At 57.0% G+C, this 24,760-nt stretch carries 21 protein-coding genes and 6 pseudogenes; 21 read left to right on the top strand and 6 right to left on the bottom strand.

Annotation, left to right across the window (positions count from 1 at the left end):
- From K6L24_RS22060 to K6L24_RS22050, 3 genes are read left to right on the top strand one after another with little or no spacing between them, the layout of a single operon-like run.
- Positions 1-897, top strand: coding sequence for an ABC transporter substrate-binding protein (locus K6L24_RS22060; RefSeq protein ID WP_222682360.1), 897 nt, complete (start codon positions 1-3; stop codon positions 895-897).
- Entirely contained in the window at positions 894-1,796 is a 903-nt protein-coding gene (locus K6L24_RS22055) for an amino acid ABC transporter permease (RefSeq protein WP_062748799.1), read from the top strand. The genes K6L24_RS22060 and K6L24_RS22055 overlap by 4 nt, the downstream gene beginning before the upstream one ends.
- Entirely contained in the window at positions 1,793-2,554 is a 762-nt protein-coding gene (locus K6L24_RS22050) for an amino acid ABC transporter ATP-binding protein (RefSeq protein WP_062748801.1), read from the top strand. The genes K6L24_RS22055 and K6L24_RS22050 overlap by 4 nt, the downstream gene beginning before the upstream one ends.
- 57 nt (positions 2,555-2,611) lie before the next feature.
- Here the strand turns inward: K6L24_RS22050 and K6L24_RS22045 are convergent, their stop codons facing one another.
- Entirely contained in the window at positions 2,612-3,274 is a 663-nt protein-coding gene (locus K6L24_RS22045) for a DUF1345 domain-containing protein (RefSeq protein ID WP_118666215.1), read from the bottom strand.
- 228 nt (positions 3,275-3,502) lie between these two features.
- On the opposite strand from K6L24_RS22045, the gene K6L24_RS22040 reads away from it, so the two are divergent.
- Genes K6L24_RS22040 through K6L24_RS22030 form a run of 3 tightly spaced genes read left to right on the top strand, consistent with a single transcriptional unit; the run spans position 3,503 to position 6,018 of the window.
- The gene (locus K6L24_RS22040) at positions 3,503-4,528 is read left to right on the top strand and encodes a methionine ABC transporter ATP-binding protein (protein ID WP_222682359.1); all 1,026 of its coding nucleotides are present in this window, start codon (positions 3,503-3,505) and stop codon (positions 4,526-4,528) included.
- Positions 4,521-5,189, top strand: coding sequence for a methionine ABC transporter permease (locus tag K6L24_RS22035; RefSeq protein ID WP_062748807.1), 669 nt, complete (start codon positions 4,521-4,523; stop codon positions 5,187-5,189). Before K6L24_RS22040 ends, K6L24_RS22035 begins: the two co-directional genes overlap by 8 nt.
- A 16-nt stretch (positions 5,190-5,205) precedes the next feature.
- Positions 5,206-6,018, top strand: coding sequence for a MetQ/NlpA family ABC transporter substrate-binding protein (locus K6L24_RS22030; RefSeq protein ID WP_062748809.1), 813 nt, complete (start codon positions 5,206-5,208; stop codon positions 6,016-6,018).
- Positions 6,019-6,153: 135 nt separating this feature from the next.
- On the opposite strand, the pseudogene K6L24_RS22025 reads toward K6L24_RS22030, so the two are convergent.
- Positions 6,154-6,794: pseudogene (locus tag K6L24_RS22025) on the bottom strand (TetR/AcrR family transcriptional regulator).
- Positions 6,795-7,076: 282 nt separating this feature from the next.
- Between K6L24_RS22025 and bhsA the strand changes: the two are divergent.
- From bhsA to K6L24_RS22005, 4 genes are all read left to right on the top strand, one after another.
- Positions 7,077-7,334, top strand: coding sequence for a multiple stress resistance protein BhsA (gene bhsA / locus K6L24_RS22020; protein ID WP_062748813.1), 258 nt, complete (start codon positions 7,077-7,079; stop codon positions 7,332-7,334).
- A gap of 34 nt (positions 7,335-7,368) precedes the next feature.
- On the top strand, positions 7,369-7,626 hold the full coding sequence (locus tag K6L24_RS22015) for a hypothetical protein (RefSeq protein ID WP_062748815.1): 258 nt from the start codon (positions 7,369-7,371) through the stop codon (positions 7,624-7,626).
- 158 nt (positions 7,627-7,784) lie between these two features.
- Entirely contained in the window at positions 7,785-9,086 is a 1,302-nt protein-coding gene (locus K6L24_RS22010; protein WP_222682358.1) for an NAD(P)/FAD-dependent oxidoreductase, read from the top strand.
- A gap of 93 nt (positions 9,087-9,179) precedes the next feature.
- Positions 9,180-10,667 carry an aldehyde dehydrogenase family protein gene (locus tag K6L24_RS22005; protein WP_222682357.1) on the top strand — a complete coding sequence of 496 codons (1,488 nt, stop codon included), beginning with the start codon at positions 9,180-9,182 and terminating at the stop codon, positions 10,665-10,667.
- A 36-nt stretch (positions 10,668-10,703) separates the two neighbouring features.
- Here K6L24_RS22005 and K6L24_RS22000 read toward each other — a convergent pair.
- Positions 10,704-11,371 (bottom strand): annotated as a pseudogene (locus tag K6L24_RS22000) (helix-turn-helix transcriptional regulator).
- A gap of 156 nt (positions 11,372-11,527) precedes the next feature.
- Here K6L24_RS22000 and K6L24_RS21995 point away from each other — a divergent pair.
- Together K6L24_RS21995 and K6L24_RS21990 are read left to right on the top strand one after the other, a co-directional pair.
- Positions 11,528-13,017, top strand: a pseudogene (locus K6L24_RS21995) (APC family permease).
- Positions 12,995-13,540 carry a DUF3156 family protein gene (locus tag K6L24_RS21990; RefSeq protein ID WP_222682356.1) on the top strand — a complete coding sequence of 182 codons (546 nt, stop codon included), beginning with the start codon at positions 12,995-12,997 and terminating at the stop codon, positions 13,538-13,540. The pseudogene K6L24_RS21995 and the gene K6L24_RS21990 overlap by 23 nt, the downstream one beginning before the upstream one ends.
- A gap of 5 nt (positions 13,541-13,545) precedes the next feature.
- Here the strand turns inward: K6L24_RS21990 and hpaR are convergent, their stop codons facing one another.
- Positions 13,546-13,956: a homoprotocatechuate degradation operon regulator HpaR gene (gene hpaR / locus K6L24_RS21985; RefSeq protein ID WP_062748876.1), complete on the bottom strand. Its 411-nt coding sequence runs from the start codon at positions 13,954-13,956 to the stop codon at positions 13,546-13,548.
- A gap of 252 nt (positions 13,957-14,208) precedes the next feature.
- On the opposite strand from hpaR, the gene K6L24_RS21980 reads away from it, so the two are divergent.
- From K6L24_RS21980 to hpaA, 7 genes and pseudogenes are all read left to right on the top strand, one after another.
- The gene (locus tag K6L24_RS21980) at positions 14,209-15,492 is read left to right on the top strand and encodes a fumarylacetoacetate hydrolase family protein (RefSeq protein WP_062748878.1); all 1,284 of its coding nucleotides are present in this window, start codon (positions 14,209-14,211) and stop codon (positions 15,490-15,492) included.
- Positions 15,489-16,943: a 5-carboxymethyl-2-hydroxymuconate semialdehyde dehydrogenase gene (gene hpaE, locus K6L24_RS21975; protein WP_137269704.1), complete on the top strand. Its 1,455-nt coding sequence runs from the start codon at positions 15,489-15,491 to the stop codon at positions 16,941-16,943. Before K6L24_RS21980 ends, hpaE begins: the two co-directional genes overlap by 4 nt.
- 9 nt (positions 16,944-16,952) lie before the next feature.
- Positions 16,953-17,803 (top strand): annotated as a pseudogene (gene hpaD, locus K6L24_RS21970) (3,4-dihydroxyphenylacetate 2,3-dioxygenase).
- Positions 17,804-17,818: 15 nt separating this feature from the next.
- Positions 17,819-18,202, top strand: a complete 384-nt coding sequence (locus K6L24_RS21965) for a 5-carboxymethyl-2-hydroxymuconate Delta-isomerase (protein ID WP_062748832.1) — start codon at positions 17,819-17,821, stop codon at positions 18,200-18,202.
- Positions 18,203-18,215: 13 nt separating this feature from the next.
- Complete coding sequence (hpaH, locus tag K6L24_RS21960) at positions 18,216-19,019, top strand: 2-oxo-hept-4-ene-1,7-dioate hydratase (protein ID WP_062748834.1); 804 nt, start codon at positions 18,216-18,218, stop codon at positions 19,017-19,019.
- A 9-nt stretch (positions 19,020-19,028) separates the two neighbouring features.
- Positions 19,029-19,822: pseudogene (gene hpaI, locus K6L24_RS21955) on the top strand (4-hydroxy-2-oxoheptanedioate aldolase).
- Between the two features lie 78 nt (positions 19,823-19,900).
- A pseudogene (gene hpaA / locus K6L24_RS21950) lies at positions 19,901-20,768 on the top strand (4-hydroxyphenylacetate catabolism regulatory protein HpaA).
- Here the strand turns inward: hpaA and K6L24_RS21945 are convergent.
- Complete coding sequence (locus K6L24_RS21945) at positions 20,723-21,526, bottom strand: hypothetical protein (RefSeq protein WP_245006744.1); 804 nt, start codon at positions 21,524-21,526, stop codon at positions 20,723-20,725. The pseudogene hpaA and the gene K6L24_RS21945 sit on opposite strands and share 46 nt — an antisense overlap.
- Positions 21,527-21,748: 222 nt before the next feature.
- Here K6L24_RS21945 and hpaB point away from each other — a divergent pair, with 222 nt between their 5' ends.
- Together hpaB and hpaC are read left to right on the top strand one after the other, a co-directional pair.
- Complete coding sequence (hpaB, locus tag K6L24_RS21940; protein WP_062748843.1) at positions 21,749-23,329, top strand: 4-hydroxyphenylacetate 3-monooxygenase, oxygenase component; 1,581 nt, start codon at positions 21,749-21,751, stop codon at positions 23,327-23,329.
- On the top strand, positions 23,322-23,828 hold the full coding sequence (hpaC, locus tag K6L24_RS21935) for a 4-hydroxyphenylacetate 3-monooxygenase, reductase component (RefSeq protein WP_222682355.1): 507 nt from the start codon (positions 23,322-23,324) through the stop codon (positions 23,826-23,828). The genes hpaB and hpaC overlap by 8 nt, the downstream gene beginning before the upstream one ends.
- 4 nt (positions 23,829-23,832) lie before the next feature.
- Here hpaC and ptrR read toward each other — a convergent pair whose 3' ends face one another.
- Positions 23,833-24,693, bottom strand: coding sequence for a putrescine utilization regulator PtrR (gene ptrR, locus K6L24_RS21930; protein WP_062748848.1), 861 nt, complete (start codon positions 24,691-24,693; stop codon positions 23,833-23,835).
- Between the last annotated feature and the right edge of the window lie 67 nt (positions 24,694-24,760).

Below are 24,760 nucleotides of genomic sequence, written 5' to 3'. Positions count from 1 at the left end.
ATGAAATCCTCTGCCCTGACCGCTGTTCTTCTTGCTCTGGTACCGCTGTCGTCAGCCGTGGCCGCCGATCAGAATGTGGCGTTTACCCCCAGCATTAAAGCGAAGGCGGATGCGGCCCTGCACGCCACGCTGCCCGCTGACATCCTGAAAAAAGGTTATATCGTGGCGGGAACTAACCCGAACACGCCACCGACCACTTTCTATCAGGCGGATAATAAGACCCTCGCCGGACGTGAAATTGATATTGTCAGCGCGGTCGCCGACCGTCTGGGTATTGCGGTGCACTGGCGGGATACCGGTGGCTTTGACAACATCATTCCTGGCCTGAAATCCGGCCGGTATGATCTGGCCGCGTCGAATATTGATGCCAATAAGAAACGCCTGCAGCAGGTGGATTTCGTCGGCTATTACAATGCGTCAAAGCTGGCGCTGATTTCCCGTAAAGACGCCGCGCTGGGGCCATTTAACACCTTTACAGAACTCTGCGGCAAAACGGTAGGGGCCGGGGCAGGTACTTCGCAGATCACCCGTCTGCAAACCGCCAGTGATGCCTGCGTCGCCGGCAATAAGCCCGCGATTACTATCCCGGTCTTCCCGGATCGTCCTGCGGGCGTTCAGGCGGTTATGAGCGGCCGCGTGCCGATGTTCTTTGGTCCGTATGAAGGCCTGCGCTATCAGGCCAGCCAGGTCAAAGCGTTATCGCTTGCAGGCGAAATCACCATTGAAGACACCATCGTTTCTCTCGCGCTACCGAAAGATTCTCCACTGGAAAAACCGGTGCAGGCCGCTCTGAACTCGCTGATCAAGGACGGGACGTACCAGCAGATCCTCGACAAATGGGAGATCGGTTTTGGCGCGGTGAAAAGCGCTGGCCTGAATGAAGAGATCGCGAAATGAGTGTCAGGCCTGACGACCCCAACGCCGGGCTGCGTATCGTCGGACACCGTCACTACGGTCGCTGGTTCAGTGCCCTGATTGTGCTGCTACTGATGGCACTGATGGGGTCATCTGTTGTCAGCAACCCGCGCTTTGAGTGGGACGTGGTGGCGCAGAACCTGACGGAAACCTCGATCCTGAATGGCGTGATGATGACTCTTAAGCTGACGGTCATTTCTGTACTGTTCGGTTTTGCCGGTGGCACGCTGCTGGCGCTGATGCGCCTGTCCGCGAACCCGGTACTGGTGGGGGTGAGCTGGGCTTATACGTGGTTTTTCCGCGCGGTGCCGATGCTGGTGCAGCTGTTCCTCTGGTACAACATTGCGGCGCTGTATCCTAAGCTATCGTTTTCCCTGCCGTATCTGGGCGAAATCTGGAGCGCCAGCACCAATGAAATCATCAGCCCGTTCAGCGCGGCGGTAATTGCGCTGGTCATGCATCAGTCCGCCTATGCGGCCGAAATCATCCGCGCCGGGATCCAGAGTGTGAATCCGGGTCAGCTGGAAGCGGCCAAAGCACTGGGCTATCGTCCAGGCCAGATTTTCCGCCAGACTGTGCTGCCACAGGCAATGCGAACCATCTTGCCGCCCGCCGGGAATGAGGTGATCGGTCAGTTGAAAACCACCGCCGTTGTCTCGGTGATCGCCCTGCAGGATGTGCTTTATTCCGCACAGATTATTTATCAGCGCACCTATGAGGTGATCCCGCTGCTGCTGGTGGCCACGGCCTGGTATCTGCTGATGACTTCCGTACTGTCAGTGGGTCAGCACTATGTGGAAGTGTGGTTCAGCCGCGGCAATACGCCGGTAAAAAAACGCTGGTTCCGCCGGGCAGTTGAACAACAGGAGCATCAGTCATGAGTGAGGCGATCAGCCTGCGCGGTATTCACAAGCAGTTCTCTGGCCGCACGGTGTTGCAGGATATCAATATGGATATTGCCGCCGGATCTGTGACGGTGATCCTCGGTCCTTCCGGATCGGGAAAATCCACGCTGCTGCGCTGCATTAACCATCTGGAAAAACTGGATGCCGGAACCATTCACGTCGGCAAGTCGCTGGTGGGCTACCGGCGTAAAGGGCAGCATCTGGTTGAGCTACCGGAAAAGAGCGTCGCCGAACAGCGTCAGCGGATTGGCATGGTCTTCCAGCAGTTCAACCTGTTTCCACACCGGACGGTGCTGCAAAATATCACCGATGCTCCGCTGCGTATTCGCCGGGAAAAACGCGCAGTCGTGGAGGCGCGTGCGCTGAAACTTCTGGAGCAGGTCGGGCTGGCGCATCGTGCACAGGCCTGGCCGCGTGAGTTATCTGGCGGACAGCAGCAGCGGGTGGCGATTGCCCGCGCGCTGGCAATGGAGCCGGAAGTGATGCTGTTTGATGAACCCACCTCCGCGCTGGATCCGGAACTGGTGGGAGAGGTGTTACAGGTGATGAAGCAGCTGGCGCATTCGGGCATCACCATGGTGGTGGTGACGCATGAAATTGGCTTTGCCCGCGAAGTGGCCGACAACATCGTATTTATGGATAACGGGCAGGTGGTGGAGAGCGGAGATGCCCGTACGCTGCTGGACAATCCGCAGCATCCACGCCTGCGCGAATTCCTGGCCAGCGTGCTTTAAGGCAACTGAGCCTGCCTCCGGGGCAGGCTCAGTAATATCACACGTCGACATTCTTTCTCATCCACTCAATAACCCCGCCCCAACGTTAACCGACAGCCCCAGAATCGCCAGATTAAACACAAAGGAAATCACCGACTGCAGCAGAGCAATCTGGCGCATGTCGGTGGTGCCGGTTGCGACATCTGCAGTTTGTGATGCAACGGCGATAGTGAAGGAGAAATAGAGAAAATCCCAGTATCCCGGTTCGTCGGGTTTTTCCGGAAAAATCATCGGCGTCACCTCCCGGGTCCGGTGAAGATAGTGGTGGTGCGCATAATGCATGGCAAATGAGGTGGGCAGCAGCGCCCATGACACCATCAGCGTGCTGGCGGTGAGCAGCATATGCAGTGTTCGCGGGGTTCCGCTCAGATGCTTCAACGTGCCGAGCTCCAGCAGGATGGCCATAACGCTGACCAGACAGCCGAGGGAGACCATGCTCAGTACCAGCGAAGCGCTCTCGTCCTGGGAACGGGCAAGGTGAGGGATATCTTTCGGTACCGTGCGCAGCATCAGAAACCACAGGAAAAACAGATACAGCATGGCCAGCACGTTCCAGCCGATCAGCATCCGTTGCAGCAGACCCAGCGTTGCGGGCAGGGCGAAGAAGCAGACCATGCCGGCGAACACCGACATCAGCAGGCGCAGGCGGGAACGAAGGTGTACGTTGTGCAAAAGACGCATGATGGCAGGGCTTATAGAAAGAAGTTCCGATAGCTTAACTGTAGACGCTGATGGCAGAAAACACGCGATATTCCATTTGGTTATAACCCATCGCATTTCAGTCGTTTCCAATAATTCCCGGTCTGATTACTATCGTTTGACAATTCGTGCTACCAATAATCTCTGAAAAATAATCAGTTTAATTAATCAGCGGCATTGGCTGATAAACCGGCAGAAAACAGGCATCAGATGATAGTTTTGCGCAACGTTTCTAAAATTTTTAACGCCAAATCAGGCCCGGTGACCGCTGTGGATAACGTCAGCCTGCGGGTCGAACAGGGACAGATTTACGGCATTATCGGTTACAGCGGGGCGGGAAAAAGTACGCTGATCCGCCTGCTGAACGGGCTGGAAAAACCTACCTCAGGTAGCGTGGTGGTTGCCGGGCAGGACATCTCCCGGGCCAGCGGGGAAGCCCTGCGCCAGGCGCGCCTGAAAATCAGTATGGTTTTCCAGCATTTCAACCTGCTGTGGTCGCGCACCGTCAGTGAGAATATCGCTTTTTCTCTGCAGATTGCCGGTGCCCCGAAAGCGGCGATCCAGCAGCGGGTCGGGGAGCTGATCGCGCTGGTGGGACTGACCGGAAAGGAGCAGGTTTATCCTGCCCAATTGAGTGGCGGCCAGAAACAGCGCGTCGGCATTGCGCGTGCCCTGGCCAACAGCCCGGATGTGCTGCTCTGTGATGAAGCCACGTCAGCCCTCGACCCGCAGACCACCGATGCCATCCTTGATCTGCTGTTAGATATTAACCGCCAGCTCGGGCTGACGATTGTGCTGATCACCCACGAAATGCATGTGGTGCGTAAAATCTGCCATCACGTGGCGGTGATGGAGGAGGGTAAAATTGTGGAGCAGGGCGACGTGTTGTCGGTCTTCACCCATCCGCAGCAGACCATCACCCGCACGTTTGTTAAACAAACCGCTGAATACCGTCACGCAGAGACGCCGTTTAACATGGCGCTCATCAACGCGGATGACGGCATCGTGCTGAAGCTGACCTTTATTGGAAAAAGCACACAGCAACCGGTCGTCGGTGAGCTGACGCTGAAATACGGCTTACCTTTCAATATCCTGCATGGAAAAATGAACCAGACCCCTCACGGCACTTTTGGTGAGCTGTGGCTGCAGGTGCCGGCCACGCCGGATCAGCTGGACAGTATTCTGCAAGATTTACATGCTCACTCTATTACCACCGAGGTTGCCAGCCATGCTTGAGAACCTGTTCCCGCACCTGAAACTCGATCAGCTCTGGGCTGCCACCGGTGAAACGCTGTATATGACCGCGCTGTCGGGCGTGGCAACCTTTGTGCTCGGCATCGTGCTCGGGCTGGCGCTGTTCCTGACTGCCCGCGGCGGGCTGTTCCAGAACCGTGTCATTTATTCAGTAATTTCCGTACTGGTGAACGTGTTTCGCTCCATTCCGTTCATCATTTTAATCGTGCTTCTGATCCCGTTCACCAAAACGCTGATCGGTACCATCCTCGGGGCGGATGCGGCCCTGCCTGCACTGATCGTTGGCGCTGCGCCGTTCTACGCCCGGCTGGTGGAAATAGGTCTTCGTGAAGTGGATAAAGGGGTAATAGAGGCCTCCCGCTCCATGGGGGCCCGCCTCAGCACGCTGATTTTTCGCGTGCTGCTGCCGGAGTCCTCTCCGGCGCTGGTATCGGGGATCACGGTGACGCTGATTGCGCTGGTCAGCTACAGCGCGATGGCTGGCGTGATCGGTGCCGGCGGGCTCGGCAATCTGGCCTATCTGGAAGGTTTTCAACGTAACCACGGTGATGTAACGCTGGTGGCGACGGTTATGATTCTGGTGATTGTTTTTATCATCCAGTTCTTAGGTGATGTGCTCACGACACGGCTCGACAAACGTTAATTCTTAGGAAAATAAAATGAAAAAAACACTGACGCTGCTGGCTGCGGCTACTCTGGGTGCGCTGAGTCTGAGCGCATGGGCGGATACACTAACGGTGGGCGCGTCCAACGTCCCGCATGCTGAAATTCTGGAACAGGCGAAGCCCATCCTGGCGAAGCAGGGCATCGATCTGGAAATCAAACCGTTCCAGGACTATATCCTGCCCAATACTGCGCTGGCCAGTCGGGATATCGATGCCAACTATTTCCAGCATATCCCTTACCTTAACAGCGTGCTGAAAGATCACGCCGGGGATAAAACCTACGATTTCGTCAGCGCAGGGGCGATCCATATTGAGCCGATTGGTATTTATTCGAAGAAGTATAAATCCCTGAAAGATCTGCCGCAGAACGGCAAGGTGATCATGCGTGACGCGGTGGCCGAAGAGGGGCGTATCCTGTCTATCTTTGAAAAAGAGGGCGTGATCACACTGAAGCCGGGCGTCAGCAAAGTAGATGCGCGTATCAGCGACATCGTGGAGAACCCGAAGCATCTGAAATTCCTCGCCAACGTTGAAGGCGCACTGCTGCCGCAGATGTACAACAATGACGAAGGGGATGCCGTGGTGATCAACGCCAACTACGCGATTGATGCAGGTCTTGATCCGGTAAAAGGTCCGATTGCCGTCGAAAGCGGTGAGAATAACCCGTATGCCAATATCATCACCGTTCACCGCGGTGACGAAAATAAGCCGGATGTGAAAGCGCTGGTGACCGTGCTGCATTCCAAAGCGATTCAGGACTGGATCCGCACCAAATACAAAGGCGCGGTGATCCCGGTCAATAACTGATCCACTGCAGGCCGGGAAACCGGCCTTTTTTACCTGTGCATCCGACGCGCTGCTGGCCGATACAGGCCCCTCTGCGCCTGACGGGCAGGCCGGTGCTCGCCCGTCAGCGTTACCCGCAAATATTCCTTCCGCTGTTCAGATGCCCAGCGTGCTGAGCACGGGCCACTGCAACATCAGCGTATCAATCAGTGCATCCAGCTCGGCATGAGTGGCCCCTTCCCGGGCGCGCACCGACATGCCCTGCAGCAGGCAGCAGAGATAGGCCGCCAGGGCTGCAACGTCAGTCTGGGCGTCAAGTTCCCCAACGGCCTGTCGGGTCTGCAGAAACGTCAGCAGATGCTGTTCCTGATTGCTGTGACGATTGCGCAGCATTTCGGCGACTTCCGCAGAGTCGGCGGACAGCGTGCTGGAAGTGCAGATAAAGAAGCACCCCCCGGTTTTTTGCCGTCGGTGAAACAGGCTGCGGTTGAGCGGAAGTACTTCTCTATACCGCCCGCCACGCTGGTTTCCGGACACACCAGCGCGGCTTCACTCTGGCTGGCAAATTTTTCCGTGTAGCGATCGACAGCCGCGCGGAACATTCCTTCTTTATTGGTAAATTCTGCATATAGCGTCGGTGCTTTGGCCCCGGTCGCTTCCACCAGATCCGACAGTGAAGTGCCTTCATAGCCATGACGCCAGAACAGCTCCAGCGCTTTATCCAGCGCCGCATCCCGGTCAAAAGTTTTAGGCCGGCCCCGGCCTTTACGTGTACCTGCGTCCTGCTCAGTATTCATCTTTCCTCACTTACGCAATCCCGCCCGGTTATTAAATTATCAATCAGTATAAAAACAATAATCCGCGCTGTCGAGCGGCGATTTGAGGCGTTGTGAACCAGGGCTGTGAAGAAAAAAATATAACTTTATTTGAAATAAATTCAATGGGTTATTTATTAAATTATCGATCATTAATAAAACATTGTTGACGCGAATCAATAACAGGCTTAACATTTACCTATCGATCGTTAATTAATAACGACGGCAACATCAAATCACCGAATTCAACTGAGAGTAAACATTATGAAAACCATCAAAATGACCCTGGCCGCTATCGCTCTGACTTCTGTTTCTTTCGCCGGTTTTGCGGCTGACCTGGTCAGCGCAGAGCCTGCGCAACAGCAGCAGGTGGGTGTAATTTCAGTCAGTGGGGCTTCGAACCTTTCTGCACTGGAATCCAAACTGTCTGCTAAAGCCGATCAGGCGGGTGCTAAATCTTTCCGCATCACCTCAGCAGTAGGTGACAATAAACTGAACGGTACCGCAGTGATTTATCAGTAATAACGATGACTGACTTGAGCATCAAGGGGGAATAATGAACGTGATCCACACAGCCCTTGTTGCCGTCATCCTGAGCACGATGTCTGGTGCCAGCCTGGCAGCACTTCCCGAAGGGCATTCGAATACGGTTCAACCGTCAGTGGCAACCAGCTATGTCACCGGCAGCACCACGCTGGTTTCTCTGGATGTCCAGCTCTCGGGAACCTCTGCCGCAACGGCGTCCAGACCGGTCGCCCTGGCCCGGATGTCAGGGCCTGGCAGCCTGTATGGCACGACCATCAGCTATCACTGATTGCTTTATTCTGAACAACCGCCGCTGACCCGGCGGTTTTTTTTTGCCTGTTATCCCCCCGGGCGTTCCTCACACCGATCGTCCTTTTGAACGATATTCCCGCCTGCCGCCAGATGATGTTATGTCACCAAACGACAGGCATGGCAGCAGGAGCGTGGATGGATATCAGAATTGATGCGCTGAACTATTACACCGCGACAAAAAAGTATGACCTGCACTTTGCGCCGCTCAGAGAGGATCTCGACGTTGACGTGGTGATTATCGGCGGGGGCTTTTCAGGGATTAATACGGCGCTGGAGCTGGCTGAAAAAGGGGTTACCCGTTTGGCGGTACTGGAAGCCCGTCATCTCGGCTATGGAGGGTCTGGCCGCAACGGTGGCCAGGTAATGGCCGGGATAGGGCATGACATTGGCGTGGTGCAAAAATACGTGGGCCGGGAAGGCATGGCTACGCTGTTCAGCATGGCGAATCTGGGCGCAGGGATAATTCGTGAACGCATCGCCCGTTATCAGATAAAGGCCGACTTTATTCCTGGCTACGCCTATCTGGCGTATAACGCCCGTCAGGAAAAGACACTTCGCCTGTGGCAAAAAGCGTTTAAAGCCGCGACACCGGACGTTGAGATTGAGCTCTTTACCGGGGCTGGCGTGCAGAACGTCGTAGGTTCCTCGTGCTACACCTGCGCGCTGAAGCATATGGGAGGAGGTCAGATCCATTCCCTGAATATGCTGCTGGGGTCGGCCGCCGCCGCTGCCGGGCTTGGCGTGCAGATTTACGAAAACTCCCCCGTCGTCGAGGTCACCTATGGTCCGCGCGTCAGGGTCCGCACCGCCACGGGGACAATAAGCGCGCAGAAACTCCTGTGGGCATGCGACAGTTTTCTCAATCATCTTGAGCCTGAGCTAGACCGCAAAACGCTGGTCACCTACTCCTATCAGATGGCCACCGCGCCCCTTTCTGAGGCACTGATTGAACGGATCAGTCCGATACGCGGTGCTTTTAGTGATATTCGTCCGGTGATCAATTACTACCGGGTCACAGCAGAAAACCGTCTGCTGTTCGGCAGCGCCACGCGTTTTATCGAATATACCCCCCATGACTTTGCCGCCTGGAATCGCACGCTGCTGTTGCAGATTTTCCCCTATCTCAACAACGTCAGAACAGACTTTGTCTGGGGCGGGCCGATGGCCTGTAGCGCCAATCTCTTTCCGCAAATTGGCACCCTGCGTGAGCATCGCAATGTCTTCTATGTACAGGGGTACTCAGGTTTTGGTGTCACACCCTCGCACATCATTTGCAAAGTGTTAGCCGAAGGCATGACGGAGGGCTCAGCGCGTTATGACCTGATGAGCCGTATTCCTCACGCCACTATTTATGGTCGTGATGCGTTTCGTCTGGCGCTGATGACGGCCGGAAAACTTTTCCATCAGGCGGCGGGCTTCTTTAATGGTCGTTCATAAAAACGCATTAAAACGTAAACCGGCCTTTGTAGCGTTAATGCAGATTGTCAGCGTGGCGGAACAGACAACCATCGTTTATTACCAGGAGGGATTATGAGTGAAGTCGCAGTGCTTCCGGCGGTGAGCGCATTTTTACAGCGTGAACACGGCCACTATATTAATGGCAACAGCCTGCCCGGTCAGGGGCCGTTGCGTCCGGTTATCAACCCGGCGACGGCGCAGAACATTGCCCAGGTACGGGATGGCGGAGCCAGTGATGTGCAGGCCGCTATGTCAGCGGCGCAGCAGGCGTTTCAGGGGGAATGGGCCGCCATGCCCGCGCTGGCAAGAGGATCGCTGTTGCTGAAGCTTGCCGACGCACTGGAGCGACACCGTGAGGAGCTGGCTCAACTGGAAACGCTGTGCTCCGGCAAGCTGATTACGCTGTCACGCGGGCTGGAGTTGGATCAGTCGGTGGCTTTTTTGCGCTACTTTGCCGGATGGGCAGGAAAAATTACCGGTGAAACGCCTGAGCTGTCATTACCTTCCTTTCAGGGTGAAAAATACCGGGGTTTTACCACGCGCGAGCCGCTGGGCGTGGTTGTCGGGATCCTCCCGTGGAATTTTTCCATCATGATTGCCGTCTGGAAAATGGCCGCGGCACTGATCTGCGGCTGTACTGTGGTGCTTAAGCCGAGTGAGTTTACGCCGCTGACGATGCTGCGGGTGGCGCAGCTGGCAGGGGAGGTGGGCTTTCCGCGTGGGGTGATCAACATCATTAACGGTGATGGCAGGCTGCTCGGCCCGCTACTTACCGACCATCCTGACTGTGCAAAAGTCACCTTTACCGGCTCTGGATTAACCGGCAGGGCAGTGGGCAGTGCGGCCTGTGCACGCGCGATACCGTTCACGCTGGAACTGGGTGGGAAGAATGCAGCACTGTTCCTTGACGATATGTCCGAGGAGGAGATGGTCGACGGCATTATCGAGGCGGGTTATATCAATCAGGGGCAGATTTGTGCGGCTGCCGAGCGTTTTTATCTGCCGGCGGAGAAGTGCGACAATGTGCTGGAGGCGCTCTGCCGGCGGCTGGCTCAGTTGACGGCGGGATCGCCGCTCGACGAGGCATGTCAGCTGGGCCCGCTGGCGAACAGCGCGCATCTTAAAAAAGTGCGGGCGCTGGTGGCTCAGGCGCAAAAAGAGGGAGATGAACTGCTCTGCGGTGGGCGTTCACCGGACCTGCCGGGCTACTACTTTTTACCCACGGTGCTGAAAGTGAATCGCGCCGAGGCCACGTTAATGCAGCAGGAGACATTTGGTCCGGTAGGCGCGTTTATGGCTTATCACGATGAGGAGCAGGCGCTGGAGTGGGTGAATGCCTCACCCTACGGGCTGGCTGCCAGCGTCTGGACTCATGATTTCAGCAAGGCGCTACGCTACAGTGAGCGTATCAGGGCAGGAACGGTCTGGGTGAATATGCATACCTTCCTCGATCCGGCACTGCCTTTTGGCGGGGTAAAAAGTTCCGGCAACGGGCGCGAATTTGGCAGCGCCTTTGTGGCGGATTATACGCAGTTAAAGTCCGTTATGATGCGTTACTGACTGGCAGACGATGCCGTTACAAGAGCACTGCCCGGTTCAGTACCGGGTCTCTCTGTGATACGTCAGCCCCGATCCGGCGGCCAGTTCGGTACGACTGTTAACCTGAGTTTTCGCGAAAATATTGCGCAGGTGGGTTTTGACGGTCGACAGAGAGACGTCAAGCTGGCGGGCAATGCGTTTATTACAGGCCCCTTCCCGCACCATGCCGACAATTTGCAGCTCTTTGGGCGTTAAATGACAGTGTGCCGCGCCGGGGATCAGTTCTTCCGTTGCCAGTTCAATCAGCGGTAGCGATGCGCGCAGGCGGAGTCGCTCGGCGGCGGTGAAAGCACAGTCACGGATAATCGACAGGCCCGCCACGATACGTTTACGCCGGCGGACAAAAATCTCCGTCATATCCTCCATGTGATTGGGCACCATAAACTGCCGGTAATAAGGGGTGCTGTGTATCGCCTCATGCAGTCCGGCTAGGGTGACCGGCTGGTGATTGAACAGCCGTGGATGCAGGGGATCCAGTACCAGAAAGTCCTGTAAATAGGCCTGATGGACGTCGGCCGGGATGCCGGACAGCAGGTGCTGACCGGGTACCAGATTACTGTCTACCAGGTAAAATACCGCCGATGCCCGGGGATCAGATGTGTCACGGTGTACAGACATTCATGAATAAACGCTTCCGGCTGAACGGATGGTGTGAGGATGCCCATGCCTTCTCCTTGTCAGTTTTTTTAATTAACACACCATAAACATTTTAATAACGTGAGCTGCGGCAGGAAACGCTCAGTATCGTTCCTTCGGGCGATACTGAGCGCTCTCAATGCCTGTTTACACTCCTTTTATTCGTCCTTTCCGGGGAGAGTAAAATGTTAAAACACAGGCTTGCGGCGCATCTTAAACAGGGGGCGGTCGGTTTTCCTACCACGCTGGCCAGTTCGGTGGGACTGATTATGGCCAGTCCGGTGATCCTGACGGTGACCAGCGGATTTGGCCGCGGGGGGATACCTTCGCCGTGGCGATACTGATCGGTTTTATTATGATGCAGGCCCAGCTGATGAGCTTTTCAGAGGCCGCCATCCTCATCCCGACGACCGGCTCGGTCTACGACTATATCTCCTGCGGGATGGGGCGTTTTTTTGCTATTACCGGTGCGCTGTGCGCCTATCTGGTGGTGCATGTGTTTGCGGGGACGGCAGAAACCATCCTGTCGGGCGTGATAGCAATGGTCAACTTTGGCGACGGCACGCTGCATCCTGGCGCGCATTCTGACAGCTGGCTGGTGGGGGTAGGCATGGTGCTGCTGTTTGGTTTGCTGAACGCCACCGGCATCGAAATTTTTGGCAAGGTGGAGGTGGTACTGACCTTCATCATGTGGAGTACGCTGCTGATCTTCAGCCTCTGCGGGCTGCTGGCGGCACCCGTTCCCGCTCACGCGGGCTGGTTCGGCCTGCCGCCAGACTTCCACCATCCTCAGAGGCTGATCAGCATGACGGGAATGGCGATGTTTATGTTTGTCGGCTGTGAACTGGTGACGCCGATGGCACCGGAGATCCGCCGCGCGGATAAAACCATCCCCCGCGCCATGGCGCTGGGCCTGTGCGGTGTGGCTGGCTGCATGCTGCTTTTCGGCGCGGCACTTAACCGGCAGGTGCCGAACGTGCTGCTGGACGCGGCAAAGGGGGTACATCTCTTTGATACGCCGCTGGTGATCCCGGCGTTTGCCGGACGGGTAATGGGGGAGACAGGAAAGCTGTGGCTGGGTGCTGGAATGCTGCTGGCGGGCGCGGCGACCATCAATACCCTGATGGCTGCGGTACCGCGTATTCTCTATGGCATGGCGCTGGACGGGGCCTTGCCCAAATGCTTCACCTGGCTGCACCCGCGCTTTAAAACGCCTGTGGTGGCCATTGCCGTGGCGGTGGTCATTCCCTGCATCCATGCTGTTCTCCTGCGGGGCGATCTGGGCCACATCCTGCCGATGGTGCTGGCGGCAGTGTGTGCCTGGGGTGTTTCCTATCTGCTGGTGACGTTGTCAGTGGTGCTACTCCGGCTTCGTCGGCCCGATCTGCCGCGGGCTTACCGTTCTCCCTTTTTTCCGCTCCCGCAGGTTCTCTCCAGTGCAGGGATACTCATGGCGATAGTGAACATCACCCCGCCGGGAATGAATCCTCACGCTATCCTGGTTCCCTTCTGCACGATGCTTGCATTGACTTCCTGTTATGCCCTGTTGTGGTCACTTTTCGTGATGCGGATTAATCCTTTTAAACCCGAAGCGGTTGAAGTTGTGCTGGAACGTGCTTTTAGCGATCGCGCATTATCATCGGGGCGTCGTGATGTCCTGCGTTCTCTGGAATGATCCGCTGCTGGCGCGTCTCAGCCATGATCTTGCTGGCTGGCCCTTAAGCCAGCCCGTACCCGGAATGATGGCCATTGAACTCGACGAACGGCGGACGGTTACCGTCACCAGCCGCAGGAAGCGGCTGTTTATGGGCCAGATTACGCACACGCTATTTCGTCTGGAGGGCGTTTGTGCACTGCAGGAAAGAGTCATCCTGCTGGCCCGCCAACCCGGCTGGCTGAAACGTCAGCCCGTCGTTTTCGAGACGCATGAGGCAGGCCATGATGCCGGGCGACTGTTGCAGATGGTGAAACGCTATCCGATCATCGCCCGGACGCTGGGTGAGCTGGACTACCGGCGTTTTCGATTTACCCTGGCGCATGGCCACTGGCGGTGCGAGGTTGAACCCTTTGCTGCCAGTGAGGTACGGCTAAGCATACCGCCCATGCGACGCTATCTGCGGCTTAACACCCGGCAGAGGATGCTGCTGTTAAGTCTGTTTCAACTGCTGGGGCAGATGATGGCAAGACTGGCGGATTAGCCGGTTTACGCCCGCTGATTGAATTCTTCTAATAGCCGCGTTAGCTGTCGCAGTTTCTCTTCACCGTAATGGCGCTCAATTTCCAGGTAACCTGCATCCACTTCACGTCTGGCCTGCTGGTACAGCGCCTGACCGGCGGGCGTCAGTGCGGCCACCAGCTTACGCTGGTCACTGACAGGTTTAAGGCGTGATACCAGCCCGTCACGTTCCAGTCGTGTCAGGATCCCGGTCAGACTGGGGCGAAGAATACAGGCCTGCTGCGCCAGTTGATGGAAGTCCAGCATGTTTACGTCTGCGAGTATCCGCACGATGCGCCACTGTTGTTCGGTCAGTCCGTAACGATTCAGGATCGGGCGAAAATAGCCCATGGCCGTTTCGCGGGCCTGTAAGAGAGCAATAGTCAGAGATTCGTGCATTATTTTACTGTAATGAGGGGTTTTATTAATACTAACATAAAAAGGCCAGCGCCCGGCATGACCCACCGCCTCAGGTACTTTTCATTGCTTTCTTTGCACTAATCAATCATATGAAAAATATCGCTTTTTTGTAATTGTTAATTTTTTGTAATTGAGATCACAACCCGTGAAAACGGAGTTGATCCCTGCCCTTTTCGCGCGTAATTCTAATTTCATTAACATATTAATGAAATAACAGAGTTGAGGGTAATGATGAAAAGAACCATTTTTGGCGTGGCGCTAAATCATCAGTCACAGACTGAGGCCTGGGCTGAAAAATTCCACCAACCGCCCTATAACACGCCGCCTGAGACGCCCGTCTGGTTTATCAAGCCACGTAATACCTGGCGACATCACGGTGACACCATCGGTTTGCCGGCCGGCGTCACCGTGTTCAGCGGGGCGACACTGGCGGTGGTTATCGCAAAAACAACGCATAAGGTGGCGCCGGCGCAGGCGAAAGACCATATAGCGGGTTATGCGCTGGCCAATGAGGTCAGCCTGGCAGAGGAGGATTTTTATCGTCCGGCGATCAGGGCCAAGTGCCGCGATGGTTTCTGTCCGGTGGGTGAAGTCGTAGCGCTGCGTGATGTCAGCGCGCTGCAAATTATTACCGAGATCAACGGCGAAGTCAGGGACGTATGGGATACCGGTGGTCTGCACCGTCATGCGGCTGAACTGATTGCGGCACTGAGTGAGTTTGTGACCCTGCAACCCGGCGACATGATCCTGCTGGGAACGCCGCAGCAGCGGGTGGCACTGCAGGACGGTGACAGTGTCACGGTGAAAGCCGCCGGATTACCCTCGCTGAATAACCGCTTCAGCCAGCAGGCACCGCTGTGCGAGCAGCCCGAAGCCACCCCCACGCTGTTTGCGCTGGGTCTGAATTATGCCGACCACGCCAGCGAGCTGAATTTTAACGCGCCGGACACGCCGCTGGTATTTATTAAGGCGGCAAACAGCCTGACCGGAGACGGCAGTGTATCGGTACGGCCTGACCAGGTCGACTATATGCACTATGAGGCAGAGCTGGTGGTGGTGATCGGCAAAACGGCGCGCCACGTCAGCCGCGATCGGGCCATGGAGTATGTCGGCGGATATACCCTGTGTAACGACTACGCGGTACGCGACTATCTGGAAAACTATTACCGGCCTAACCTGCGGGTAAAAAGTCGCGACACCCTGACGCCCCTGCGTGCGGCCATTGTCGATCCCGCCGCGCTGCCGGACCCCCATCACCTGCAGGTGAAAACCTTCGTCAACGGTGAGCTGCGACAGAGCGGCAGCACGCGTGACATGGTGTTTGATATTCCGTTTCTTATTGCCTGGCTGAGCGAATTTATCACCTTACAGCCGGGGGACATGATTGCTACCGGCACCCCGAAAGGGCTGTCTGACGTGCGCCCCGGCGATGAAGTGGTCGTGGAGGTGGAGGGCGTCGGCCGCTTAACCAACCGGATCGTCAGTGAACAACAGTATGAGGACGGTGCACGATGAAAAAGATCAACCACTGGATCAACGGCAAAAATATCAGCAGCAGCGACTATTTTACCACCAGCAACCCGGCCACCGGCGAGGTGCTGGCCGAGGTCGCCTCGGGCGGCGAACGCGAGGTGGCCCTGGCGGTCGACGCGGCGCGTACCGCCTTTCCTAAATGGGCTAACACCCCGATGAAAGAGCGTGCGCGGCTGATGCGCCGCCTGGGTGAGCTGATTGACCGTGACGTACCGCATATCGCCGCGCTGGAAACGGCCGATACCGGGTTGCCGATCCATCAGACCAAAAATGTGCTGATCCCCCGGGCCTCCCACAACTTTGAATTCTTTGCTGAGATCTGCCAGCAGATGAACGGGCGCACCTATCCGGTTGATGACCGGATGCTGAACTACACGTTGATCCAGCCGGTCGGCGTCTGCGCGCTGGTGTCGCCGTGGAATGTGCCGTTTATGACCGCCACGTGGAAGGTGGCACCCTGCCTGGCACTGGGCAACACCGCCATCCTGAAAATGTCTGAGCTTTCGCCGCTGACGGCCGACCGGCTGGGCGCGCTGGCCCGTGAGGCTGGTATACCCGCCGGCGTGCTGAATGTGGTACAGGGCTACGGAGCCACGGCGGGTGACGCGCTGGTACGGCATCACGACGTGCGTGCCGTGTCGTTTACCGGCGGTACCACCACCGGGCGTAACATCATGAAAAACGCCGGTCTGAAAAAATACTCGATGGAGCTGGGCGGGAAATCTCCGGTACTGATCTTTGAGGATGCTGATATCGACCGCGCAATGGATGCGGCGCTCTTCACCATCTTTTCTATTAATGGAGAACGCTGCACCGCCGGATCCCGCATTTTTATTCAGCAGAGTATTTATCCCGCGTTTGTGCAGCGGTTTGCTGAACGGGCAAACCGCCTGCGCGTCGGCGATCCGACCGACCCCGCCACACAGATAGGGGCGCTGATTAGCCGTCAGCACTGGGACAAAGTGTCAGCTTATATCCGTCTGGGTATGGAAGAGGGGGCCACGCTGCGGGCTGGCGGGCCGGAAAAACCTGAGGGACTGGATCACGGCCATTTTCTGCGGCCGACGGTGCTGGCTGACGTGGATAACCGCATGCGGGTGGCGCAGGAGGAGATCTTCGGCCCCGTCGCCTGCCTGCTGCCCTTTAAGGATGAGGCGGAGGGACTGAGGCTGGCCAACGACGTGGAATACGGTCTGGCCTCTTATCTCTGGACGCAGGATGTCAGCAAGGTGATGCGGCTGGCACGGCATATTGAGGCGGGAATGGTGTTCGTCAATACGCAAAATGTTCGCGATCTGCGTCAACCTTTTGGCGGCGTGAAGGCGTCAGGGACGGGCCGCGAAGGGGGCGAATACAGCTTTGAAGTCTTCGCTGAGATGAAAAACGTTTGCATCTCATTTGGCGATCATCCGATCCCCCAATGGGGTCTGTAAGGAGGAAGCATGGGAACCTTAGCGCTGGCGGCCAAAATCACCCACGTACCGTCAATGTATCTCTCTGAAATGCCGGGTAAACATCACGGCTGCCGCCAGGCGGCGATTGAAGGCATCATGAAATCAGTCGCCGATGCCGTGAGCGGGGCGTGGATACGCTGGTGGTTTTTGATACCCACTGGCTGGTGAACAGCGCCTACCACATCAACTGCAATGCGCACTTCAGCGGCATCTACACCAGCCACGAACTGCCACATTTTATCCGTGATATGGCCTATGACTATGAAGGTAACCCGGCACTGGGTTACCTGATCGCTGAGGAGGCAAGAGCACAGGGCGTTCGCGCCCAGGCGCATGCCATTGAAAGCCTGACGCTGGAGTACGGCACGCTGGTGCCGATGCGTTATATGAACAGCGACCGCCGTTTCAGAGTGGTGTCGATCTCCGCTTTCTGTACCGTCCATGATTTTGCCGACAGCCGACGCCTCGGTGAGGCGGTGCGGCGGGCGGTAGAAAAATATCCTGGCACCGTGGCGGTGCTCGCCAGCGGCTCTCTCTCTCACCGTTTTATTGATGACCAGCGGGCGGAAGAGGGGATGAACGCCTGGACCCGTGAGTTTGACGAACAGATGGACAGGCGGGTGATGAAACTCTGGCGGGAGGGGCGCTTCACCGAGTTCTGTCGCATGTTGCCGGAGTACGCCGATTACTGTTACGGCGAGGGCAATATGCATGACACCGTGATGCTGATGGGCCTGCTGGGCTGGGATCGCTATCACCAGAAAGCCGAAGTGATCACCGACCTGTTTCCCAGCTCCGGTACCGGGCAGGTGAACGTTATCTTTCCCCAGATGGCGTAAATAAGGAGGTCGACCATGCCGCACTTTATCGTCGAGTGCAGTGACAATATCCGTGAGCAGGCGCAATTTCCGGCGCTTTTTTCCCGGGTTAATGCCTTTCTTGCCGACAGCGGGCTTTTCCCTCTGGCAGGCATCCGTAGCCGCGTTCACTGGGTGGAAACCTGGCAGATGGCGGACGGTCAGCAGGATTATGCCTTTGTGCATATGACGCTGAAAATCGGGCACGGACGTCGCGCGGAACAGCTCCGTCCGGTGCTGTCGGGGCTGTTTGAACTGATTAAAAGCCACTTTGCGGCCTTAATGGCCCGGCGTTATCTGGCGCTGTCGCTGGTGCTTGAGGAGCTGCATCCGCAGTTCAACTTTAAACAAAATAATGTTCACGCGCTGTTTCAGGCATGAAGGAATGAACCCTATGTTAGACGATCTTACGCTGGACCGGCTGGCGGCCGAGCTGAATCAGGCTGAAAAAAACCGCGAACAGATCCGCCAGCTCTCACTCAGGCATCCGGAGATCACCCTGGACGATGCGTATGCCATACAGCGACGCGGTATTGCCAGAAAAATCGCCGCAGGCCGTCTGCTGAAAGGTCACAAAATCGGCCTGACCTCCAAAGCCATGCAGGCGACCTCGCAGATTAACGAACCCGACTACGGCGCACTGCTGGACGATATGTTTTTCGTCGAAGGGAGCGATATCCCTGTGGCACGTTTTATCGTGCCGCGAGTCGAGGTGGAGCTGGCTTTTGTGCTGGGCACCTCGCTGCGCGGTCCGCAGTGCACGCTCTTTGACGTGCTGAATGCCACGGACTACGTGATCCCGGCACTGGAGATCATCGATGCCCGTTGCCACGGCATTGACCCTAAGACGCAGCGGCCGCGAAAAGTCTTCGACACCATTGCCGATAACGCCGCCAGCGCCGGGGTCGTGATGGGAGGCCGGCCGGTCAGACCCGATGCACTCGACCTGCGTCATATCAGCGCCCTGATGTACCGTAATGGGGTGATCGAAGAGTCCGGTGTGGCGGCAGCGGTACTGAATCACCCGGCAAATGGCGTGGCCTGGCTGGCGAATAAGCTCGCGCGACATGATGTTCAGCTGGAGGGGGGACAGGTGATCCTGAGCGGTTCCTTTACCCGCCCGGTGGCAGCACGGAAAGGGGACACGTTCCACGTGGACTACGGCACGATGGGCGCGATTGGTTGTCGCTTTATCTGAGGAGTGATTATGTTTATCAACGAATTCAAGCAAGCCTTATTACAGAAAGATCCGCAGATTGGCCTGTGGCTGGGGCTGGCCGATCCTTACAGCGCCGAGCTGCTGGCCGGGGCGGGATTTGACTGGCTGCTGATTGACGGTGAGCACGCCCCTAACGACGTGCGTTCGGTGCTGGCACAGCTGCAGGCAATAGCCCCTTACTGCTGTCACCCGGTGGTACGTCCGAGCTGGAATGATCCGGTGCTGATCAAACAGCTGCTCGATATCGGGGCGCAGACCCTGCTGATCCCGATGGTGCAGAATGGTGACGAAGCCCGGGCCGCGGTCAGGGCCTGTTATTATCCCCCGCAGGGTATTCGCGGGGTGGGCAGCGCCCTGGCCCGTGCTTCCCGCTGGAACCGTATTGCTGATTATCTGCAACGGGCCGGGGAACAGCTCTGTATTCTGGTGCAAATCGAAACCCGGCAGGCCGTGGAGAATCTGGCAGAAATCCTCGCCGTCGACGGGGTTGACGGCGTATTTATTGGCCCGGCGGATCTGAGTGCCGATATGGGTTTTCCAGGCCGCCCCGGCCACCCTGAGGTACAGGCCGTTATCGAGCAGGCTATCGCCGCATCCGTTCTTCCGGTAAGGCACCGGGGATCCTGACTGCCGATGAAGGGCTGGCGCAGCGCTATCTGGAACTGGGGGCGCTGTTTGTTGCACCCGGCGTCGATACCACCCTGCTGGCGAGATCGGCCGAATCGCTGGCGGCACGCTTTACCACCCGACCGACGCCGGTTATTGACGTGTCGTCACGGTGACGGTTCGGGGAGAGAGCGATGCCATCATCTTCCATAAGATCGGCCGGCAACCCTGAACAGGATGGACGGGAGAGGGCAATGGAAAATATTAATATCAGCCAGCAGTTCGGGGATGGAAACGACGGCAGCGATGATGTGCATTATGCCGTCTTTTCACAGATGGCCGCCTTTTTTGGTCGCGATATGCGCCCACACTGGCATGACCGTTATTTTCAACTTCACTGCCTGACCAGCGGTAAAATTGAGCTCCAGCTGGACGATCATCATTATGCCGTACGGGCCCCGCTGTTCGTTCTGATCCCCCTTCCGTGCCTCATGCCTTTATCACCGAAGAGGACAGCGACGGGCATGTATTAACGGTCAGGCAGGAACTGATCTGGCCGCTGCTGCAGGCGCTGTGGCCAGGCAGTCGCGATGCGCTGATGATCCCCGGGTTCTGCCTGTCGCTGGTGGAAAGTCCACTGACGCGCAGTGCGCTGGCTCATCTCTGGACGTTGGTTGCACAGGAGTTTTCTCATCAGTGCAAGGGGCGTGATACCCAGCTCAGACTGTTGTCTCAGGCGTTATTTCTGCTGCTGCTGCGTGAGGTGTCATCGGGAGAAGGGGGGGCGGGGCACATCAGTGTACGTGGCGAGATGACGATGTTTCAGCGCTTCACAAAAATGGTGGATGAAAAATACCGTGAGCATCTGACGGTACCGGAATATGCCCGTGAACTGGGGATCAGCGAGTCGCGTCTTAATGAGTTGTGCCGCCGGCTGGCCAACCAGCCCCCAAACGCCTGGTCTTTGAACGGACGCTGCGTGAAGCAAAGCGGCTGCTGTTGTTCAGCGCGGGCAGCGTTCACCAGATCGCCTGGCAGCTGGGATACAAAGATCCGGCCTATTTCGCCCGTTTTTTTCACCGTCTGACCGGATGTTCGCCCAGCGAATTCCGCCGCCGGTGAGGGTTATGGCGCAGAGGCGCGATAGCGCTTCTGCCCGGCATCAAAACGATAATCCACCACGACATCGGCTTTCTGGCTGTAGCAGTTGAGCGTAATGCCTTTCCACTGATCAAGGGTTCAATATTCTGATAGATCGCCGTCATATAAAAACCGAATTCACACTGGTGTTGCTGCGGGTCGAGGATCTGATCCACTTTCCCGGTGCTTTTATTCACCACGCTGACGCGGCGGATGGCAATACCGTCGGCGCTGGCCTGATAGTGGCCGACAAAACTGTGGGTGGCGGTTTGCCCCCAGAACGGGATATCGACGGTGTTACCCGTGATGCTGCCTTCTGCGGTGTTATCCAGCGACGCGGTGTGCTGCAGTGACACCGCGTAGCGCTTCTTGCCCTGCTGCCATTCACCCTGCAGGCGATCGCCCTCGCGCGCAAGGCGGAAAGGACAGGCGCGGGTGTCCATCGCCTCCGTTGTTCCCTGATTCATCACCCGGTCAAATTCCGCAGCGCTGTGGATTTCGCACAGCGCGTACGTGGTGGCGGTTTGTCTGCCATAGAGCGGGATAGGGGCGCGATGCTTATCGTAGTAGTAGCTGCCCTTAATATTGAGCCCGCTGCCATAGCTGTCGTACTGCTGCAGAGAAATATGCACCGGCCAGGCCCCGATAGTCCCCGCATAGTTATCCACTTTATACCATCCGGCGTGTGCGCCGGGGGCAGACAATAACGCAGTCAGCGTCAGAAGCGTTTTTCTTTTCATGACTTCAAGGGTTTCCCGGAGAGTGCAGTGCGGCCAGTGGTGTCCTTACAGCGGCTTTTTTATGCCTCTGTTGACGATAATGGGCAGGCTACTGAAAAGTGCCTGAGATAGCCAGAAACGTCTCTTCCTGCGCCGGATGTCCCACGCTTAAATAGCAACAAAATTATAACAATCTATGCGCCTCAGCGGCGTCATCTTCTACTCTGAACCCGAGAAAACACGATGAAACCTGACGATCACCGAGCCTCACTCACGCGCCCGTTTACCGGCAGTGAATATCTGGAAAGCCTGCGCGACGGGCGTGAAATCTATATCTATGGCCAGCGGGTGGAAGATATCACCCGCCATCCGGCCTTCCGCAATGCAGCCGGTAGTGTTGCCGCGCTGTACGATGCCCTGCACGATCCGCAACAGCACAACACGCTGTGCCAGGAGACGGATACCGGTAGCGGCGGTTATACGCACCGTTTTTTCCGCTATGCGCGCAGCGCGCAGGCGATCCGCCAGCAGCGGGACGCGATTGCCGCCTGGTCACGCCTCAGTTACGGCTGGATGGGCCGTACGCCGGATTATAAAGCGGCCTTTGCCAGCGCGCTGGGGGCGAACCCGGATTTTTACGGGCCTTATGCGGATAATGCGCGCCACTGGTACACCCGGATTCAGGAGGCGGGGCTCTATCTTAACCACGCCATCGTCAATCCACCCATTGACCGTCACAAGGCCGTTGATGCGGTGAAGGATGTCTATATCCGGGTGGAAAAGGAGACGGACGCCGGGATTATCGTCAGCGGGGCCAAAGTCGTGGCGACTAACTCGGCGCTGACGCACTTCAATTTTATCGGGTTTGGTTCCGCGCAGGTCATGGGCAGCGACCCGGACTTTGCGCTGATGTTTATTGCCCCGATGGACGCGAGCGGGGTGAAGCTGATTTCCCGTGCCTCCTATGAGCTGGCGGCGGGGGCGGTGGGATCCGCGTTCGATTACCCTCTCTCCAGCCGTTTTGACGAAAATGACGCCATACTGGTGATGGACAAGGTGTTGATCCCCTGGGAAAACGTGTTGATCTATCGCGATTTCGACCGCTGCCGACGCTGGTATGCAGAGGGCGGTTTTGTCAGACTTTACCCGATGCAGGCCTGCGTCAGGCTGGCGGTGAAGCTGGATTTTATGACTGCGCTGCTGCACAAAAGCCTGGAATGCACCGGCACCATAGAATTTCGCGGCGTACAGGCGGCGCTGGGGGAAGTGGTGGCCTGGCGCAATCTGTTCTGGTCGCTGAGCGATGCGATGTCAGCGGAGGCCAGACCCTGGGTTAACGGGGCATATCTGCCGGATGCACAGGCGATGAATACCTACCGGGTCATGGCTCCGATGGCCTGGGCAAAGATCAAGCATATTATCGAGTGCAACGTGGCCAGCGGGCTGATTTATCTGCCTTCCAGCGTACGCGATCTGCAGAACCCGGAAATCGACCGCTACCTTGCCCGCTTCGTGAGGGGGTCTAACGGAATGGATCACGAGCAGCGCATCAAAATTATGAAACTGATGTGGGATGCCAGCGGCAGCGAGTTCGGGGGGCGCCATGAGCTTTATGAAATCAATTATGCGGGCAGCCAGGACGAAGTGCGTATGCAGTGCCTGCGTGATGCGCGTCACTCCGGTGCGATGGACGGCATGATGGAGATGGTTGACCGCTGTCTGGCAGATTATGACCGCCACGGCTGGAAAAAACCGCATCTGCATAATAATGACGATATCTGCCAGCTGGATCGTCTGATGAACGGGGGCGTCAGTGATGTCTGATGACAGCTTACAGCGTTTACCGTTTCGCGATGCCATGGCCCGTCTTCCGGCCGCGGTCTGTATCGTGACCACGCAGGGGGAGGCCGGGCGCTGTGGTCTTACCGCTACCGCCGTGTGTCCGGTGACCGATACGCCGCCGACCTTGCTGGTTTGCATTAACCGCAGCAATGCCATGAATGCGGTGTTTCAGCACAACGGACGGATGTGTATCAATGTGCTCAATCACCACCAGGAGGTGATGGCGCGCCACTTTGCCGGCATGACCGGGCTGGCCATGGCGGATCGCTTTTTGCTGGACGGCTGGCGGCAGGGGGAATATGGTCAGCCGCTGCTGGGCGACGCGCTGGCCAGCCTGGAGGGTGAAATCAGCCAGGTGCAGAGTCTGGGAACACATCAAATCTACCTGGTGTCGGTGCGGGCAATCTGGCTGGAAGAAGAGGGGGGCGGGCTGATCTATTTTAAACGGCGTTTTCATTCTCTGCCTCGCTTCGGGAACTGAGACCTCAGCCCGCCTCCTGCAGCAGGCGAGCCATCGCCTGCAAATTATTCGAACGCATCCCTTTGCGCCACACCAGCCAGATAGCAATCTGCCCCATACCTTCACTCAGCGGCCAGGCGTGAACGTTGTCGCGTCCCGGCATATTGTCCAGCATGCTGCGGGGGATCAGCGCTAACCCGGCACCGGCGCTGACGCAGGCCAGGATGCCGTGATACGACTCCATCTCAAAAATTTTGCCCGGGGCCGCATTCTCGCGTGAGAACCAGTTTTCAAACAGCCGGCGATAGGAGCAGTTAGCGCGAAATGCATAGATGGTCGCGCCGGAGATGCTGGTGGCGTCGGGAACCGGGGGATGGTTGAGTGCCGAAATCAGCACCATCTCTTCGTCAACGACCGGGACACCCTCCAGCTGCGGATGCTTTGGCGGGCCGTCGATAAACGCGGCGCTGTAGTGCCCGCCGAGAACACCGTCGATCATATCCCCGGAGGGGCCGGTGGTCAGATCGAGTTCCACCTGTGGCCAGCTCTGGTGGTAGCGTGCAATCAGCGGCGGCAGACGGACGGCCGCAAAACTCTCAATCGCCCCTAAGGTGAAAATTCCGCCCGGCTGCTGCCCGGAAACGCTCTGTTTCGCCTCGGCGGTGAGCGCCAGAATGCGCCGGGTGTAATCGAGAAACGTTCTGCCGCTGTCGGTCATGTGCAGTCGCAGTTTCTCGCGACGAAACAGCACGCAGCCCAGCTCTTCCTCCAGCTGTTTCAGCCGGGTAGAGATATTGGACGGTACGCGATGTAATTTGTCCGCCGCTGCCGTCACGCTGCCTTCTTCTGCGACGGCGCGAAAAACTTCCAGCTGGGTCAGATCCATAGCATTCTCTTATTGAGTAAATTATTTTCTTTATTATTCATTTTTAAAGAATGCACTACAAGACTAG

It is taken from the genome of Erwinia persicina (assembly GCF_019844095.1).
Classification (GTDB): Bacteria; Pseudomonadota; Gammaproteobacteria; order Enterobacterales; family Enterobacteriaceae; genus Erwinia; species Erwinia persicina.
This window is presented reverse-complemented; position numbering and strand designations above follow the sequence as displayed.

Bases quoted from the DNA above. Each gene is read 5' to 3' on its own strand.
- K6L24_RS22060 (WP_222682360.1), top strand. From the start codon at position 1: ATGAAATCCTCTGCCCTGACCGCTGTTCTTCTTGCTCTGGTACCGCTG.
- K6L24_RS22010 (WP_222682358.1), top strand. From the start codon at position 7,785: ATGGATATCAGAATTGATGCGCTGAACTATTACACCGCGACAAAAAAG.
- K6L24_RS22050 (WP_062748801.1), top strand. From the start codon at position 1,793: ATGAGTGAGGCGATCAGCCTGCGCGGTATTCACAAGCAGTTCTCTGGC.
- K6L24_RS22055 (WP_062748799.1), top strand. From the start codon at position 894: ATGAGTGTCAGGCCTGACGACCCCAACGCCGGGCTGCGTATCGTCGGA.
- K6L24_RS21965 (WP_062748832.1), top strand. From the start codon at position 17,819: ATGCCGCACTTTATCGTCGAGTGCAGTGACAATATCCGTGAGCAGGCG.
- K6L24_RS21980 (WP_062748878.1), top strand. From the start codon at position 14,209: ATGAAAAGAACCATTTTTGGCGTGGCGCTAAATCATCAGTCACAGACT.
- bhsA (WP_062748813.1), top strand. From the start codon at position 7,077: ATGAAAACCATCAAAATGACCCTGGCCGCTATCGCTCTGACTTCTGTT.
- hpaB (WP_062748843.1), top strand. From the start codon at position 21,749: ATGAAACCTGACGATCACCGAGCCTCACTCACGCGCCCGTTTACCGGC.
- hpaH (WP_062748834.1), top strand. From the start codon at position 18,216: ATGTTAGACGATCTTACGCTGGACCGGCTGGCGGCCGAGCTGAATCAG.
- K6L24_RS22035 (WP_062748807.1), top strand. From the start codon at position 4,521: ATGCTTGAGAACCTGTTCCCGCACCTGAAACTCGATCAGCTCTGGGCT.
- ptrR (WP_062748848.1), bottom strand. From the start codon at position 24,693: ATGGATCTGACCCAGCTGGAAGTTTTTCGCGCCGTCGCAGAAGAAGGC.
- K6L24_RS21945 (WP_245006744.1), bottom strand. From the start codon at position 21,526: ATGAAAAGAAAAACGCTTCTGACGCTGACTGCGTTATTGTCTGCCCCC.
- K6L24_RS22005 (WP_222682357.1), top strand. From the start codon at position 9,180: ATGAGTGAAGTCGCAGTGCTTCCGGCGGTGAGCGCATTTTTACAGCGT.
- K6L24_RS22040 (WP_222682359.1), top strand. From the start codon at position 3,503: ATGATAGTTTTGCGCAACGTTTCTAAAATTTTTAACGCCAAATCAGGC.
- hpaE (WP_137269704.1), top strand. From the start codon at position 15,489: ATGAAAAAGATCAACCACTGGATCAACGGCAAAAATATCAGCAGCAGC.
- hpaC (WP_222682355.1), top strand. From the start codon at position 23,322: ATGTCTGATGACAGCTTACAGCGTTTACCGTTTCGCGATGCCATGGCC.
- hpaR (WP_062748876.1), bottom strand. From the start codon at position 13,956: ATGCACGAATCTCTGACTATTGCTCTCTTACAGGCCCGCGAAACGGCC.
- K6L24_RS22030 (WP_062748809.1), top strand. From the start codon at position 5,206: ATGAAAAAAACACTGACGCTGCTGGCTGCGGCTACTCTGGGTGCGCTG.
- K6L24_RS22045 (WP_118666215.1), bottom strand. From the start codon at position 3,274: ATGCGTCTTTTGCACAACGTACACCTTCGTTCCCGCCTGCGCCTGCTG.
- K6L24_RS21990 (WP_222682356.1), top strand. From the start codon at position 12,995: ATGTCCTGCGTTCTCTGGAATGATCCGCTGCTGGCGCGTCTCAGCCAT.
- K6L24_RS22015 (WP_062748815.1), top strand. From the start codon at position 7,369: ATGAACGTGATCCACACAGCCCTTGTTGCCGTCATCCTGAGCACGATG.